Annotated in this window: 14 protein-coding genes and 1 tRNA gene; 5 read left to right on the forward strand and 10 right to left on the reverse strand. The window is 67.4% G+C overall.

Translation table 11 applies throughout. The features are described 5' to 3' along the window. Positions 1 to 36: 36 nt before the first annotated feature. Positions 37 to 738: a DUF8020 domain-containing protein gene (locus ACFP3H_RS12250; RefSeq protein WP_378604218.1), complete on the reverse strand. Its 702-nt coding sequence runs from the start codon at positions 736 to 738 to the stop codon at positions 37 to 39. A 330-nt stretch (positions 739 to 1,068) separates the two neighbouring features. On the opposite strand from ACFP3H_RS12250, the gene rfbB reads away from it, so the two are divergent. After that, a complete protein-coding gene (rfbB, locus tag ACFP3H_RS12255) occupies positions 1,069 to 2,070 on the forward strand; it encodes a dTDP-glucose 4,6-dehydratase (protein WP_378604221.1) in 1,002 nt (333 codons plus the stop codon). 21 nt (positions 2,071 to 2,091) lie between these two features. Here rfbB and ACFP3H_RS12260 read toward each other — a convergent pair whose 3' ends face one another. Together ACFP3H_RS12260 and ACFP3H_RS12265 are read right to left on the reverse strand one after the other, a co-directional pair. After that, complete coding sequence (locus ACFP3H_RS12260; protein WP_378604224.1) at positions 2,092 to 3,603, reverse strand: DUF2142 domain-containing protein; 1,512 nt, start codon at positions 3,601 to 3,603, stop codon at positions 2,092 to 2,094. Continuing rightward, positions 3,600 to 4,568 (reverse strand): glycosyltransferase family 2 protein, encoded by a 969-nt coding sequence (locus ACFP3H_RS12265; RefSeq protein WP_378604227.1) that lies wholly within the window; start codon positions 4,566 to 4,568, stop codon positions 3,600 to 3,602. The genes ACFP3H_RS12260 and ACFP3H_RS12265 overlap by 4 nt, the downstream gene beginning before the upstream one ends. Positions 4,569 to 4,696: 128 nt before the next feature. Between ACFP3H_RS12265 and ACFP3H_RS12270 the strand changes: the two genes are divergently transcribed. Together ACFP3H_RS12270 and ACFP3H_RS12275 are read left to right on the forward strand one after the other, a co-directional pair. Next, complete coding sequence (locus ACFP3H_RS12270) at positions 4,697 to 5,227, forward strand: GtrA family protein (RefSeq protein WP_378604230.1); 531 nt, start codon at positions 4,697 to 4,699, stop codon at positions 5,225 to 5,227. Between the two features lie 108 nt (positions 5,228 to 5,335). Continuing rightward, entirely contained in the window at positions 5,336 to 7,234 is a 1,899-nt protein-coding gene (locus ACFP3H_RS12275) for a glycosyltransferase (protein WP_378604233.1), read from the forward strand. Positions 7,235 to 7,365: 131 nt separating this feature from the next. Here ACFP3H_RS12275 and rsgA read toward each other — a convergent pair whose 3' ends face one another. From rsgA to ACFP3H_RS12305, 6 genes are all read right to left on the reverse strand, one after another. Continuing rightward, positions 7,366 to 8,397, reverse strand: a complete 1,032-nt coding sequence (gene rsgA / locus ACFP3H_RS12280; RefSeq protein ID WP_378604236.1) for a ribosome small subunit-dependent GTPase A — start codon at positions 8,395 to 8,397, stop codon at positions 7,366 to 7,368. Positions 8,398 to 8,601: 204 nt separating this feature from the next. Further along, the gene (locus ACFP3H_RS12285) at positions 8,602 to 9,138 is read right to left on the reverse strand and encodes a hypothetical protein (protein WP_378604239.1); all 537 of its coding nucleotides are present in this window, start codon (positions 9,136 to 9,138) and stop codon (positions 8,602 to 8,604) included. A 92-nt stretch (positions 9,139 to 9,230) separates the two neighbouring features. Beyond that, complete coding sequence (gene glfT1 / locus ACFP3H_RS12290) at positions 9,231 to 10,292, reverse strand: galactofuranosyltransferase GlfT1 (protein WP_378604242.1); 1,062 nt, start codon at positions 10,290 to 10,292, stop codon at positions 9,231 to 9,233. 50 nt (positions 10,293 to 10,342) lie between these two features. After that, entirely contained in the window at positions 10,343 to 11,182 is an 840-nt protein-coding gene (gene wzt, locus ACFP3H_RS12295; protein ID WP_378604245.1) for a galactan export ABC transporter ATP-binding subunit Wzt/RfbE, read from the reverse strand. A 12-nt stretch (positions 11,183 to 11,194) separates the two neighbouring features. Next, positions 11,195 to 12,022 carry a galactan export ABC transporter permease subunit Wzm/RfbD gene (gene wzm, locus ACFP3H_RS12300; protein WP_378604440.1) on the reverse strand — a complete coding sequence of 276 codons (828 nt, stop codon included), beginning with the start codon at positions 12,020 to 12,022 and terminating at the stop codon, positions 11,195 to 11,197. Between the two features lie 306 nt (positions 12,023 to 12,328). Beyond that, positions 12,329 to 12,907, reverse strand: a complete 579-nt coding sequence (locus ACFP3H_RS12305; protein WP_378604248.1) for a bacterial proteasome activator family protein — start codon at positions 12,905 to 12,907, stop codon at positions 12,329 to 12,331. A gap of 86 nt (positions 12,908 to 12,993) precedes the next feature. Between ACFP3H_RS12305 and ACFP3H_RS12310 the strand changes: the two genes are divergently transcribed. Next, positions 12,994 to 14,196: a cysteine desulfurase-like protein gene (locus tag ACFP3H_RS12310; protein WP_378604251.1), complete on the forward strand. Its 1,203-nt coding sequence runs from the start codon at positions 12,994 to 12,996 to the stop codon at positions 14,194 to 14,196. Positions 14,197 to 14,218: 22 nt separating this feature from the next. Here the strand turns inward: ACFP3H_RS12310 and ACFP3H_RS12315 are convergent, their stop codons facing one another. Continuing rightward, positions 14,219 to 15,202 (reverse strand): NAD(P)H-quinone oxidoreductase, encoded by a 984-nt coding sequence (locus tag ACFP3H_RS12315; RefSeq protein WP_378604254.1) that lies wholly within the window; start codon positions 15,200 to 15,202, stop codon positions 14,219 to 14,221. 104 nt (positions 15,203 to 15,306) lie between these two features. Between ACFP3H_RS12315 and ACFP3H_RS12320 the strand changes: the two genes are divergently transcribed. Then, a tRNA-Ser gene (locus ACFP3H_RS12320) sits at positions 15,307 to 15,391 on the forward strand. Positions 15,392 to 15,790: the final 399 nt, after the last annotated feature.

Here is a 15,790-nt window from a genome sequence, read left to right on the forward strand (position 1 = left end):
GACGGGGGCCGCTTTGCTACCTCGTTACCGCGAGCCTTACTTCTTGGCCGGGGGAACGAAGGGGGAGTTGATGATGCCGAAGTAGTTGACGGCCTCGACGATCGCGACCGGGACGGTGATCGCGATGGTGCCGACGACGCCCAGGAAGGACGCACCCGCGGCAGCGCCGACGATGCAGCCGACAACCGGGCCGGCGCCGAGCAGGAAGGCAACCGGAGCCGAAGCCGCGGTGCCGAGGGCGGCGCCACCGATGCAGCCGATGAGGCCGCCGAGGACGGTGGTGGTCAGGCCGGCCACGGTGGCGGCCAGGCCGATGTTGTCCTTCATGCGAGCGTAGGCGGCCTTCTCGCGCTCGTACTCGTTCTTGAACTCGGCCTGATCCTCGAAGGGCAGCGCGACCGGCTTGTAGACGGCCTTCTGCTCGTCGAGCTCCGGGGTCAGGGTCACGGTGCGGTCGGCGATCTCAGCGACAACCGGGAACTCGTGGTCGAAGATCTGCACGGCGAGCGGAATGCCGGCCATCACGGTGCCATCGGTCGCCTTGACCGCCAGCTTGCCGTTCTCGGCGACGATCGAGCCGGAGTCGGCGGTGAGCTCGAGAGTGCCGGCCTCCTCGTTGATCTTGTAGGACAGGTTGACCGGCAGCGGAGCCGCGGGGGCGGGCTCGGCGTGGACAGTGCCGGCGGCGACGCCCATGGCAGCGATCAGCAGCGCCGAGGTGGCGGCGAATTTCCTCATCAGCATTTCGTTGAACCTCAAAGTTGGAGCGTTCGGAGGGGACTCGATGATCAAAAGCCCCCACAGCTAACGAGCGGTGAACCTGCTGTGTCCGTCTATTCAAATTCCGTTCACCATTGATACCCCAATGTCTGTGCGCCGCTTGAAACCTGAGCGTTGACCGGGGTTTTTCTCAGGAAAGCCAACTTTGAGTCTTAACCTCCCGGTAGGTGGTGTGACCGACGTCACGTCGCAAATATCTGTGCGGTCACGGCGCGGAGACGTGACGGCAACGCCGATCGGCTCGGATTTCGTCGCGAAAGCCGGTGCGCGGCACGTATCGTGGACCGAGTGCGATTGCTCGTAACCGGCGGGGCCGGGTTCATCGGTGCCAATTTCGTCCAGCAGACCGTAGCCACACGCCCGGATGTGGGGGTGACCGTCCTGGACGCGCTCACCTACGCGGGCAACCGCGCGTCCCTGGATCCGGTCGCGGACCGGATCGAATTCGTGCACGGCGATATCGCCGATCTCGATCTGGTCGACAATCTGGTCAGCGGCGTGGACGCGGTCGTGCATTTCGCCGCCGAATCCCACAACGACAACTCGCTGGCAGAACCGTGGCCGTTCGTGCAGACCAATATCGTCGGCACCTACTCGCTGTTGCAGGCGGTGCGCCGCCACGACGTGCGCTACCACCACATCTCCACCGACGAGGTGTACGGCGACCTCACCCCCGACGAGCCCGCCTTCACCGAATCCACCGCCTACAACCCGTCGAGCCCGTATTCGGCGACCAAAGCGGGCAGCGACATGCTGGTTCGCGCCTGGACCAGGTCCTTCGGTGTCCGCGCCACGCTGTCGAACTGCTCGAACAACTACGGCCCGTATCAGCACGTGGAGAAGTTCATTCCGCGTCAGATCACCAACCTGATCGACGGCGTGCGCCCGCGCCTCTACGGCGCCGGACATCAGGTGCGCGATTGGATCCACGTCGAGGATCACAATCGCGCGGTCTGGGACATTCTCGACCGCGGCCGTATCGGCCGGACCTATCTCATCGGCGCCGAGGGCGAACTCGACAACCTCACCGTCGTCGGGCTCATTCTGCGAGCTTTCGACCGCGAGCCCACCGATTTCGACCACGTCACCGATCGCCCCGGCCACGATCAGCGCTACGCCATCGACGCGAGCGCGCTGCGTTCGGAACTGGGGTGGTCGCCGCGCTACGCGGATTTCCGTGCGGGCCTTGCCGATACGGTCGCCTGGTATCGCGACAACGAGGACTGGTGGCGGCCGAAAAAGGCCGATACCGAACGCGCCTACGCGGCCGCGGGCGAAAAGACGCTGTGAATTCCCCCGTCGTCTGGGGAATTAACCCCAGACGACGGTGTAATACGTTGCCGCGGTAGCGATCAGCGCGACCGTCGACGCGCTCGCGATGGTGATCGCGGTGCCCCTGGTCGGAATTTCGCCGTCGGAATTCGCGAGTCGCACCGGCACGAAGCGCGCGAGCACGGCCAATCCCATGATCGCCAGCGGCACGAAATACCGGCCCTGCACACCGTCGATGATGTAGAAATCGACCGGCGTGAAAGACATGTACAGCGTCACGTAGATCATCGCCACGCTGGCGAGCACCGTCAGTCCCACGATCAGGGTGCGGCGCACCGTCGCTGTAGCGGTACTCATTCGGTCGGAAATACCGAAACTCACCGCCAACGCCAGCAAACACGCCAGCATCGACAGCGCGGGCACGTCCACATACGCGAAGCCGAGCTCGCCGAAGAACTGGTTGAACCAGCGGTGATCGCGCAGCGCGATGCTCTCGCCGAAGGTGTGCACGAAATCCAGTGGGTGCGACAGGATTCCCTTGAGCTGATCCCCGGGACGCACCTGACCCCACTGGTGCGGCGGCCGCATCAGACCCATGCCCTCGCCGGTCGGCGCCGCGATCTTGGTCCAGGCCAAAAACAGCACGCCGCCGGTGACGGCGAAGATCCACGGGATGATCTTGCGCTTGCCGGTGAAGCCGAGGCGATGCGCGGGCACCACCACGACCAGCATCGCCAACAGCACATAGGTCGGCTTGCTCAGCGGCAGCGCGATGGTCGCGGCCAGCAACGCGCCGGTTTCCACCGGACGCAGCCGGTCGCCGACGAACAGCGCCTTGAGCAGCAGCGCCGAGACCATGATGGCCAGGGCGTTGGTGAGGGTGTCGGCGGTGACGGTGCCCGCCTGGAACAGCGCGATCGGCAGCACCGCGACGGTGAAGACCAACCACTGCGACCGACGCTCGCGCAGCGCGTAGAGCCCGAACCCGACAACGGTCAGGTAGGCGACCAACCCGGCCAGACGGGTGAGCAGGTACATGCCGCCCACGTTCAGGCCGAGCGCCTCGCCGAGCCGAATGCCGACGGCGGCGGGCACATACGGCACCGGCGAGTACGCGGCGGTGTTGGTGAACCACATCTGCCGGGTGGTCGAGGAGATCTCGGCCGAGGACAGCCGGTCGTAGCCGCCGGGGTCGGCCACCATCGCGCCGGGCTCGTCGGGGTTGTCGTTGTAGTCGGTGAACGCGTAGCCCATCAGCTCGTCGACGCTGACCGGGATCTGCCCGCCGTAGGCGACGCCGCGATCGTCGACGATGCGCTGCGGGAACACCCCGCCGTGCGCGACCTGGTAGGCCCGCCCGAACTGGGTGATCTCGTCATGGCCCCAGAAGGCGGGGGTGAGCACGGCGAACAGCGCGCCGAACACGGTGGCGATCACCGCGAAGGCGACCGTGGCGGCGCCGAAGCGCTGGGTCACCGCGCGCAGCGGCGCCTTTCGCGCCGGTGTCTTGCTGAGTTCGACGGTCTGCTCGGGCTCCGACGTGGTGGTCACCGTCGCTCCTCGGCCGCGGTGTCCTCGCTCACCCCGACAGCCGAATACCGCAGGTAGACCAGCCGCGCGGTCTCGTGCCGGGAGCGGCGGATACCGTCGAGGATCAGTCCGGCGGTCCAGGCCAGGCTGCCGAGCAGCAGCAGCGTGAACGCCAGGAACAGCGTGGGGAACCGGGCCACTTCGCCGGTGTTGTAGAAGTCGATCACGATCGGGACGGTGAGCACGATCGAGATCAGCCAGAACAGCGTGCCGAACAGGCCGTAGAACGCGACCGGGCGTTCGTGTCGGGCCAGGCCGAGGATCAGCGCGAGGATCTTGGTGCCGTCGCGGTAGGTGCGCAGCTTGGACTCGCTGCCCGCCGGACGATCACGGAACCCGACCGGCACCGCGGTCTGCGGCACCCGCAGGTGCAGCGAGTGCACGGTCAGCTCGGTCTCGATCTCGAATTCGCGCGAGACCGCGGGGAAGCTCTTGACGAACCGGCGCGAGAACACCCGGAACCCGCTCAGCATGTCCTCGACGTTCTCGCCGAACACCTTGCCGACCACGCCGTTGAGCACCTTGTTGCCGGTCTCGTGACCGCTGCGGTAGGCGCTGGAATCGGAGTCGTCCTGCTTGCGCACGCCGAGGATGTGGTCGTAGGGGCCCTCGAGCAGCGTCTTGATCATCAGCGGCGCGGCCGAGGCCTCGTAGGTGTCGTCGCCGTCGATCATCAGGTACACGTCGGCGTCGATATCGGCGAAGGCGCGGCGCACGACATTGCCCTTGCCCTTGGTGTTCTCGTAGCGCACGATCGCCCCGGCCTCGCGGGCGCGTTCGGCGGTGCGGTCGGTGCTCAGGTTGTCGTAGACGTAGACGACGATCCCCGGCACAGCGGCCTGGAGGTCGGCGACGACCTTGGCGACGGCGGCCTCTTCGTTGTGGCAGGGGACCACGGCGGCAATGCGAAGCTCGGTGGAGTCCACCCGGGTCAATCCTCGGTGTTAGGCAGCAAGTGGGACACCGGGAGGCTACACAGCGCGCTGCTGATCCGCTCATCCGGTTCCGCGAGCTTATCGCGGGCGGGGTCGGGCGTTCGGTGTACGGTCGGCCCGTGTCCGAGCCCGATCTGTCCGAGTCCGCCCGCGCGTCGTTGATGGCGCGGGTGATCGCGGGGTTGCGGCAGGGGGCGGCTTTTCTCGTCGTCGGCGCGATCGGGTTCCTGGTCGACGCGGGCACCTACAACCTGCTGGTGTTCTGGGGCGGCGGATTCTCCTTCTCCGAAGGTGTGCTCTATCACTTCCCGCTGGTCGCCAAGATCATCGCGATCGTGGTGGCAACGGTGGTCACCTACTTCGGGAACAAGTGGTGGACCTACTCCCATCGCAAGTCCGACAGTCCCGCCAGGGAATACATTCTCTACGCGATCGTCAATGTCGTGGCGATCCTCCTGCAACTCGGCTGCCTCGGCTTTTCCCGCTACGTGCTGGATCTGTCGTCGCCGCTGGCCGACAACATCTCCGCCACCGTGATCGGCCAGACGATGGCCGTCGTGTTCCGGTATTGGGCCTACGGGAAATTCGTGTTCACGGGTCCGTCGGCAAGCGACGGGCAACACGCGCGGGGTGCGGTGACGCCTCACTGACGGCGCGAGGGGGCTGTGTGATTGATATCCTCGCCCCGCCCGTCGTGACCGAACTTTGTGTTACTCCCCTGCGTCGGCGCAGTCGATACCGAGAATTTCGAGGACTTCATGGAGCAGTCGGCTACCCAAGCCGTGACCGAGTCGAACGATCGGCGCGAGGCCGCGCCCGCGTCGCTGCGGGGTGAACGCAGCGCGCCGGATCGGCTCGTCCTGGCCAGGGGCATCTTCACCGGGCCGTCGGCTCGGGTGAGCGATGAGCTCTACGCCGTCGTCAAGGGCGGCGCGGCGGTACGCGAGCGGCATTCGCTGCACCTGCCCAAGGGCGCGACCGCGCACACCAACACCTACTTCGGTCGGTTCGCCGCCAGCTACTGGCAGCGCTGGACCACCGTCACCGAGGTGACCGTCGGCGCGTCGCTGGTCGTCGGCAACAAGGCCAACGTGCGCCTGGTCGCCTCCGATATCGCCGGACACCGCCGCATCATCGCCTCGCTGGTGGCGACCAGCAGCGGGTTCGTCTCGCTGTCGGCCCCGCTGGACCAGTACGTCGACGGCGGCGCGCTGTGGCTCGAATTCGACGCCGTCGGTGGCGAGCTCGACATCACCGAGCTGGCCTGGACCGCGCAGGCCCCCGAGAAGGTGCGCCCGGTCGCCATCGCGATCTGCACCTTCAACCGGGCCGAGGACTGCGCGCACACCGTCGCCGCGCTGGCCTCCGACGCGACCGTGCTGGCCGCCATCGACGCGGTGTACGTGGTCGACCAGGGCACCGACCTGGTCGAGGATCGCCCGCTGTTCCAGCAGGTGCGCCCCGAGTTCGGCGACAAGCTGCGCTACATCCGCCAGCCCAACCTCGGCGGTGCGGGCGGTTTCACCCGCGGCCTCTACGAGGTGTCGGAGGCCAACGAGCACGCCGACGTCATCCTGATGGACGACGACATCCTGTGCGAGCCCGAGACCGTGCTGCGCCTGCAGGCGTTCGCGAACCTGACCGTGGAACCGACCCTGGTCGGCGCGCAGATGCTGTTCCTGCTCAACCCCGACTACCTCAATGTCGGCGCGGAGGAGGTGCACCTGGGCGAGCTCAAGCACGGCCAGAAGGTGCCCAAGGCGCTGCGCAACACCTCCATGCTCAAGAAGAACCAGGAGCGCCGCGTCGACGCCGGCTACAACGCCTGGTGGACCTGCCTGATCCCGGCCGAGGTCGTGAAGAAGATCGGGCTGCCGGTGCCGATCTTCTTCCAGTGGGACGACGTGGAATACGGCATCCGGGCGCGCGAGCACAGTTTCGTCACCGTCACGCTGCCCAACGCCGCGGTGTGGCACGCCGACTTCTACTGGAAGGACTACGACGACTGGGCGCGCTACTTCTCCACCCGTAACTCGCTCATCGTCGGCGCCCTGCACACCGATCTCGACGGCAAGGCGATCACCCGCGACTTCTTCCGCTACATCGCCGAACATCTCGTCGGCATGCAGTACGGCCTCGTGCACACCACGCTGCAGGGCATCGAGGACTTCATGAAGGGCCCGAAGACGTTGCGCGACGGCGGCATCGACGCCCTCGCCGCCGCCCGCTCGTCGCGCAACGACTACCCCGAGACCATCAAGCATCCCGCGTCCGAGCCGCCGGTGAACTCCGCCGACATCTCGGTGCGCCGCGCCGGTGGCGAGCCCAGCCGCATCACGCTGGTGCTGATCAAGCGCGCGATCACCCAGTGGACCGGCCGCACCCAGCCCGGCCTGATCGGCGTCACCCGCGAGGACGCGCACTGGTGGCACATCGGCCTGTTCGACCAGGTGGTCGTCACCGACGCCTCCCAGTCGGGCGTGCGCGTCCGCCGCCGCGACAAGGCCCGCGCCCGCGCCCTGCTCCTGCGCACCTACCGCACGCTGCGCAAACTCCGCAAGGAACTGCCCGCCCTGCAGGCCGAATACCGCGCCGCGGTCCCGGAACTCACCAGCCGCGAGAACTGGGCCCGCCTCTACGGCATCGACCCCAGCTAGGTTCGTGTGCGCCCTGGCGTCAGACGAGTGGCATAAACGTGCAATCTCGTGCCCGAACGGTCAGAAAACCGGCTGTTCGTGGTCTCGCTGCACGAATATGCCACTCCCGAGCCTGCGCGAACGGGTCCGGCTCAGCGGCGGCCCCGTTCGCGGTACTGCCTGCGCTGTTGCTTGTGGATGTCGCGCCAGGCCCGTTCGCGTTCGGCGGCCAGGCGCTTGTCGGTGCGGGCCGCCATCCACTCGTTCTCCCTGGCCAGTTTGCGGTAGTTGGTCAGGCGGCGTTCGGTGATGGTGCCGTCGGCGAGACCGGCCTGGACCGCGCAGCCGGGTTCGGACTCGTGGGCGCAATCGGCGAAACGGCAATCGGCGGCGAGGGATTCGATGTCGCTGAAGGTCTTGCCGATGCCGTCGGCGGCGTCGTAGAGGCCGATGCCGCGCAGGCCGGGGGTGTCGATGAGGGTGCCGCCGCCGGGTAGGGGGCGCAGTTCGCGGTGCACGGTGGTGTGGCGGCCCTTGCCGTCCACCGCGCGAACGGCGTTGGTGGCGAACACTTCCGCGCCGAGTAGCGCGTTGGCGAGGGTGGACTTGCCCGCGCCGGACGGTCCGATCAGGGCGACCGTTCCGCTGAGTACCGCGGTGAGCACATCGAGTCCGGTCTCGGCGGCGGCGCTCACCGCGAGCACCGTGGCGCCCGGTGCGACCGCGCGCACTTCATCGAGCGGAAGGTGTTCGGCCGCATCGGCTTTGGTGAGCACGACCACCGGCTGGGCATTGCTCTCCCAGGCCAGCGCGAGCATGCGTTCGATCCGCCCCAGATCCACATCGCCGTCGGCGGCGGTGCAGATCAGCACGGTGTCGACATTGGTGGCCAGCACCTGCGCCACCGACCGCCCCGAGGCCGACGATCGCATGATCGCCGAACGGCGCGGAAGTAGTTGGCGCACCGTGCCCTCGGCGTCGAGGCCGACCCAGTCGCCGGTACACAGACCGGTGATGTCGCGCGGGCAGGCCGCCCTGGCGGGTCCGCGCGGCGTCACGACATCGCATTCACTGCGGTCCATCCGCACGATGCGGGCCGGGACGAGATCGCCGAGCAGCGGCAGGTATTCGAGAGCTACGGCTTCGGTCCAGCCGTAAGGGACGAGCAGGTCGTGGTCGACCATTTGAGGGAATCCTTCGTGGGGTTGCGCCGAACCCACACGGGAGGGTTCAGCGAGAAGAGGTGATGTCCGGAAGGGCCGGGACGGGCGAACGATCGCTCCGTCCGGGCGCGACAAACCACACGGTCGTGCTCACGGACATCCACCTCCTCTCCAACGCTCGGTTTTCCCTACTGTGCCCCAACCCGCTGAGGCGCCGCAACCTATTTACGGGACGAAGACCTCGGTCGTCTGGGGCAGGTTGGGCTTGTCGGTGCGGGCGGTGAGCTGGACCCGGCCGGGGCCGGTGTAGGCGACCACGTCCTGGACCGGGTAGGTGCTGGTGTTGTTCGCCGGGATGAAGCGGGTCACCGAGCCGGTGGCGCCGGTGTCGAGGTTGTGCCAGTCGAGGATCAGGTTCACATCGCACGCCAGCAGGGTCGGCGCCCAGTTGCCCAGCGGGGAGAAGCCCTGGGAGACGCGCAGCGAGATCGCGTGCGTGGCGCCGGGGGCGGGGGTGTATTCGGCGAGCGGGCCGTCGAAGGCGGTGCCCTCGACATTCAGGACGCCGACGCAGATGCCGTCGCCCAGTGTCAGCACCGGCGCGGTCCGCAGCTGGTTCATCTCGCAGGTTCGTGGGCCGACATTCGACCAGCCGAGCTGGCAGGGATCGGCGGCCTGAGCGGTGCCGGGCGCGACGAAACAGAGTGCGGCGCCGGCGAGCACGGTGGCCGCGGCGGAGGCGAAACTCTTTGCAAAGGTCACGGTTTGCATCGTAGGACGCGGCGACCGGATAGTGCCAGAGGGAAATACCCCCGATTTTCGGGGGCACGCCCGCGACGGCCTGGCTCGGCCGACTAGTCCGGCTTGCCGAAATGTTCGTTTCGGCCCAGGGATCGGAGCCGGAACCACTCCTTGAGACCGGCCGGATCACGGCGGGTGACCAGGAAGAACCAGGAGAAACGAATCCACTCCTGCGGCAACAGTTTCCGCATGCCCGGCTGCGACATCAGGTACCCGCGATTGCGATAGGTGAAGTAGCGCTTCACCGGATCGTCGGGGTACTGGGTGTGCATGCGCCCGCCCAGGATCGGCTTGAACTCCTCGGCGCCGTTGGGGTGCAGGTAGGCGGTCTGCAGGCAGGTGCCGAAAGGCAGCCCGGAGCGGACCAGGCGCCGATGCACCTCCACCTCGTCGCCGCGCACGAACAGGCGCAGGTCGGGCACGCCGATCAGATCCACGGCCTTGGCCGAGATCAGCGCGCCGTTGAACAGCGACGCGATCCCCGGCAGGAAGTCCTCGTCACCGAGCTCGGAACGCAACCGCCGCCACACCACCCCGCGGCGCAGCGGGAACGCCAGCCGGTCGGGTTCGTCGATATCGCAGACCACCGGCGACACTTCCACCAGGTTGTGCCTGCGCGCGCAATCGATCAGTGTCGCCAGCACTTCGGGCCCGTCGGGGCGGCCGTCGTCATCGGCCAGCCACACCCAGTCCGCGCCCTGGGTGAGCGCGTGCAGCATGCCGAGCGCGAAACCGCCCGCACCGCCGAGATTGTGGCGCGACCCGAGGTAGGTGGCCTCGATCGGCTGCTGAGCGACCAGTTCGGCCACCGCGTCCTCGTTGGCGTTGTCGACCACGATCAGGTGATCGACCGGCCGCGACTGGGAGGCAAGCACTTTCAGCGACTCGGCGAGCAACTCGCGGCGCTTGTGGGTGACCACGACCGCGATGATCCGCGCGTTCGGGCCGGTCTCGGTGGAGAGGTCGGCGGGTTCGGCACCGGGGGGTAGTTCGGCGTCGTCATCGAGCACGACGACGGTGGGAACGTCCTCGATGTTGTCTTCTCCCGCACTACCTTCCGGCAACACAGCGGCGGGCTCCACCATCGTCGGCCCGGCCTCGAGCCGATCGATCATGCTGAACCCACCAGGCACCACAGCCGGAGCAACCCCATCCCGTCGACCGCTCATGCCTGGTTCTGCTCCAGTTCTTTCTCACCCGTCGAGCCCGCGCCCTCGGTTTCCAGCTCGCGCAGCACCTGTGCCACGTGATTACCCGCTTCGGGCCCTTCATACGCTCGCACAACATCCTCGATTCCGCCCTGTTCGCGGATCTGACCGTGGTCGATCCACATGGCGGTATCGCAGAGTTGGGCGAGGAACTCGTTGGAATGGCTGGCGAACACCAGGATGCCCGAGCGCGCGACCAGCGATTGCAGGCGCGTGCGGGCCTTCTTCATGAACTCCGCGTCGACCGCGCCGATGCCCTCGTCCAGCAGCAGGATCTCGGGGTCGATCGAGGTGACCACGCCCATCGCCAGGCGCACCCGCATGCCGGTGGAGTAGGTGCGCAGCGGCATCGACAGGTACTCGCCGAGTTCGGTGAAGTCGGCGATCTCGTCGATCTTGGCCAGCATCTGCTTGCGGGTCTGGCCGAGGAACAGGCCGCGGATGATGATGTTCTCGTAGCCGGAGATCTCCGGGTCCATGCCGACGCCGAGGTCGAACACGGGCGCGACCCGGCCGCGGATGCGCGCACTGCCGCGCGAGGGTTCGTAGATGCCGGAGAGCAGGCGAAGCAGCGTCGACTTGCCGGCGCCGTTGTGGCCGACCAGGCCGACCCGGTCGCCTTCCTTGAGCGACAGGTTGATGTCGCGCAGGGCCTCGACCACCACCACATCGGAGCTGTTGCGCCCGATCGCGCCGCCCGCCTTGCCGAGGAACGCCTTCTTCAGCGAGCGTGACTTGGCGTCGAAGATCGGGAACTCGACCCACGCCTCCTGGGTTTCGATACTCACACGGCTCATCGAGAACTGCTCCTAAACCCAGTACGGGACGCGGGCACGGTACTGCTTGAGCGCCAGGATCGCGACGACCCAGCCGATCACCGTGATGGCGCCGACGATGGCCCAGTGGTGCCATTCCGACGGCTCACCCAGCAGCGGCGCGCGCACGATCTCGAGGTAGTGGAAGGTCGGCACGATCTCGATCAGCTTGGCCCGATCGCTCATCCCGCCGACCGAGTTCTCCAGCGCCTTCGTCGACCACATCACCGGGGTCAGCACGAACAGCATCAGCGTCATCGAGCCCAGGATCGGGGCGATGTCGCGGTAGCGGGTGGAGAAGATGCCGAACACGATCGTCACCCACATGGCGTTGAGGAACAGCAGCAGGATCGCCGGAATCACGAGCAGGAACGAGGGGTCGAGATCACGCCAGATCGAGAACGCGAGCAGCAGCACCACATAGATCGCCGCGTTGTGGATGAAGAACAGGAACTGCCGCCAGACCAGGCGATACACGTGCACGCTCAACGCCGAGGGCAACTGTTTGATCAGCCCCTCGTTGGCGATGAACACGTCCGAGCCCTCGAGGATCGACGCGCTGATCACGTTCCACACGATCAAACCGACCGTCACATACGGCAGGTACTCGCTGATCGGCTGGTCCAACAGGGTCGAATACAGCAGGCCCATCGCCAGCGCCTGCAAACCGGTCGCGATGGTGATCCAGAACGGACCCAACACCGACCGGCGATACCGCTGCTTGATGTCCTGCCAACCCAGCGACAACCACAGCTCGCGCTGATGGAACCCGTCGCGCATGTCCTTGAACGCCCGACCGAAGGTCTGCGAGTCCGACACCATCGGCGTGCGCACCAGCAGGGGCGCGTCGGCGGTGTGCTCGGCGGTGGCGGCCTCGGCCAACTCGGTATCGGTGGGGGTGTCTTCGGATTGCACGGGGCTCTCTTCAGTACGCGCGTCACTCAGATCAGAGTCGGGACGGGCGGCAGCGCTGGGCACGGTCCCCGACCTTACAGGGTTGTCGTCCGGCGGGCGCCAGGGTGTTCAAGGCCGCTGACATTGGCATAATCGTGCATTTCCAGCCCGCACAGGCCGAAAAGTGGACGATCACGCGAACGGCTGCACGATTATGCCACCGGGAAGGGCCCGTCAGAGGTACTGGCCGCCGCCCACATGGCCGCCCGACTTCGCGTCGGCCGCGTGCATCCCCGGCGGCAGCGCCCCTTGACGCATCTGCTCGAGCTGAGCCCGCGCGGCCATCTGCTGGGCGAACAGCGCGGTCTGGATGCCGTGGAACAGGCCCTCGAGCCAGCCGACCAACTGGGCCTGGGCGATGCGCAGTTCGGCGTCGGAGGGCACGGAGTCGTCGGTGAAGGGCAGGGTGAGGCGCTCGAGTTCCTCGCGGAGCTCGGGGGCAAGGCCCTGCTCGAGTTCGCGGACCGAGGACTTGTGGATCTCCTTGAGGCGCGAGCGGCTGGCGTCGTCGAGCGGAGCCGCGCGGACCTCCTCGAGGAGCTGTTTGATCATGGTGCCGATGCGCATCACCTTGGCGGGCTGCTCGACCATGTCGGTCAACGATTCGCCCGACCCGCTCGCGGCCTGCTCGTCGTCGGGCACGACCTGCGCGGTGAACGCGGACGCGGCGTCGGCGTCGGCGGGCACGGTCAGTGGACGGCCGTCGGGACCGATCACGACGATGGATTCGGGGACATCCTCCGAGTGCGTCATCCCCCCATCATTGCGTGTGTGTCGGGTTCGCGCTAAAACCCCCACGCGGTTACCCCGACAGGCCCGCTGCCCTTAAAGTGGCCACCATGACTTATGACGTCGCGAGGGTTCGGGGCCTGATACCGTCCCTGGGCGACGGCTGGATCCACCTGGACCCGCAGGCGGGGATGTTGGTTCCCGATTCGGTATCGCGCGCCGTCTCAACGGGTTTCCGCACTTCCTCGTTCTCCCATATCGGCCGCCACGGTGCGGCATCGCGGAGCGGCGCGATCCTCGAGGCCGCCAGGGAGGCGGTCGCCGATCTGGTCGGCGGAGATCCGGCCGGCGTCGTTCTGGGCCCCGATCGTGCGGTCCTGCTGGCCTGGTTGGCCGAATCGTTGAGCTCGCGCCTCGGCCTCGGCACCGGCATCGTGCTCTCGCGCCTGGACGACGAGGCCAATGTCGCCCCGTGGCTGCGCATCGCCAACCGGTACGGCGCGCATGTGCGCTGGGCCGAGGTGGAGATCGAGACCTGCGAGATGCCGTCGTGGCAGTTCGAGGAGCTGATCGGGCCGACCGCGCGCCTGGTCGCGCTCACCGCCGCGTCGCCGATCGTCGGGTCGGCGCCGGGGGTGCGGGTGGCGGCTGATCGCGTGCACGACGTGGGCGGGCTGCTGGTCGCCGACGCGTTCGGCGCGGCACCGTACGCGCTGATCGACATCGACGAACTCAACGCCGACGTGGTCGCGTTGAGCGCGCCGTCGTGGGGCGGGCCGCAGGTGGGCGCGCTGGTCTTCCGCGATCCCGCGTTCCTGGACCGCATTCCGTCGATGTCGCTCAACCCCTATGCCAAGGGTGCTGAACGCCTCGAGGTCGGCGGGCACCAGTACGCGCTGCTGGCCGGGCTCACCGAGTCGATCGAATTCCTCGCCGGGCTCGACGAGCGCGCCACCGGCACCCGCCGTGAACGGCTCGAGATGTCGATCACCTCGCTGCAGGACTACCACGACCAGCTCTTCGACCACCTCATGCAGGTGCTCGAGAAGGTCGACAACCTCACCGTGATCGGCCGCGCCTCCACCCGCATCCCGACCGTGAGTTTCACGATGGCCGGGATGCAGGCGGAGAAGGTGGCCGCCAAGTTGGCCGATGCCAGGATCGGCACGGTCAGCGGGGTGCACGGCGGGAGCCGGCTACTCGACGCGCTCGGCGTGAACGACGAGGGTGGGGCGGTCACGATCGGGTTGGCGCCGTACACGACCCGCTACGAGATCGACCAGCTCGGCAGGGCGCTCAGCTCGTTGGAGTGAGCTCGCCGTTTCTCCTCGGCCCTCAGCCGCCGACGCGGAGGACCACCTTGCCGAACGTCTCGGACGAATCGAGCAGCTCGTGCGCTCGCGCCGCCTCGGTGACCGGAAGTTCGGCCGAGATCACCGGCACGACCTCCCCCGCCTCCACCAGCGGCCACAGCTGCGCGCGCACCGCCGAGATGATCTCGGCTTTGCTGCCCGCCCCCACCCGAGGTCGACTCCGCACATTGGTCGCCTGGACCGTGCCCCACTTGCGCAGCAGCGCACCGATGTTCAACGTCCCGGTGACTCCGCCCTGCATGCCGATCACCACCAGCCGCCCGTACGACGCCAGCGCCTCCACATTGCGTTCCAGATACTCCGCGCCCATATTGTCGAGAATCACGTCGGCCCCGCCCTGGTCGGCGAGCACCGTGACGAAATCCTCGGTCCGGTAGTTGATCAGGATCTGCGCACCCAGTTCCGCGCACCGCGCCAACTTCGCGTCCGACCCCGCCGTCACCGCCACCCGCGCCCCCAACCGCCGCGCCACCTGAATCGCGTGCGTCCCGATCCCGCCGCCGCCACCGTGGATCAACACCAACTGCCCCGCCCGCAGCCCCGCCGTCATGACGAGGTTCGACCACACCGTCGCCGCCACCTCCGGCAACCCCGCCGCCGCGACCAGATCCATCCCCTCGGGCACCGGCAGCAGCTGGGTAGCGGGCACCGCCACATACTGCGCGTATCCACCGCCCGACAACAGCGCGCACACCCGATCCCCGACCCGCCAGACGGTCACCCCCGCCCCCACCTTCACGATCGTCCCCGAACACTCCAACCCGAGCACGGTACTGGCGTCGGCGGGCGGCGGATAGAACCCGAGCCGCTGTAACACATCAGCCCGATTCACCCCCGCCGCAACAACTTCCACCAACACCTCACCGGGCCCCACCTCCGGATCCACGGCCACCGTCCACTCCATCACCTCGGGCCCACCGAACCCGTTCAACGCGATCGCATCCATGAGACCAATCCTCACCCGCCGACGCCCCGGGCGCGAGAACCCGCGCCGACCGCCGCGATATCTGCGAGAACGCGCGAGGGTCGATGAGCTACGATCCTGGGCAGGGAGACGTGGCAGAGCGGCCGAATGCACTCGCCTTGAAAGCGAGCGTGGGTAAAACCACCGGGGGTTCAAATCCCTCCGTCTCCGCGCTGGGCCGCCTCTCCGCGTATTTTGGCCAGACCTGGGTGCGTGGAGGGGTGGGTACGCGGCCGGGGGTGTGGTGGTGGGGTGGGTTTGCTGTTGTTGGGGGAGTTACCCATGTTCTCGCTCGAGCTGTTCCGCCTCTCCGCGTATTTTGGCCAGATTTAGGTGCGTGGAGATGTGAGGACGCGGCTGGGGGTTGTCGGGTGGTGCGGTTGCTGTTGTTGGGGGAGTTACCCATGTTCTCGCTCGAGCTGTTCCGCCTCTCCGCGTTCTTTGGCCAGATTTAGGTGCGTGGAGACGTGGGGACGCGGCCGGGGGTTCTCGGGTGGTGCGGTTGCTGTTGTCGGGGAGTTGCCCGTGTTCTCGCTACGCTCGTGGGCGCGCTGACGGAACCGGCCGCCC

Origin of the sequence: Nocardia lasii (assembly GCF_042658545.1) — a bacterium.
Taxonomy (GTDB): Bacteria; Actinomycetota; Actinomycetes; order Mycobacteriales; family Mycobacteriaceae; genus Nocardia; species Nocardia lasii.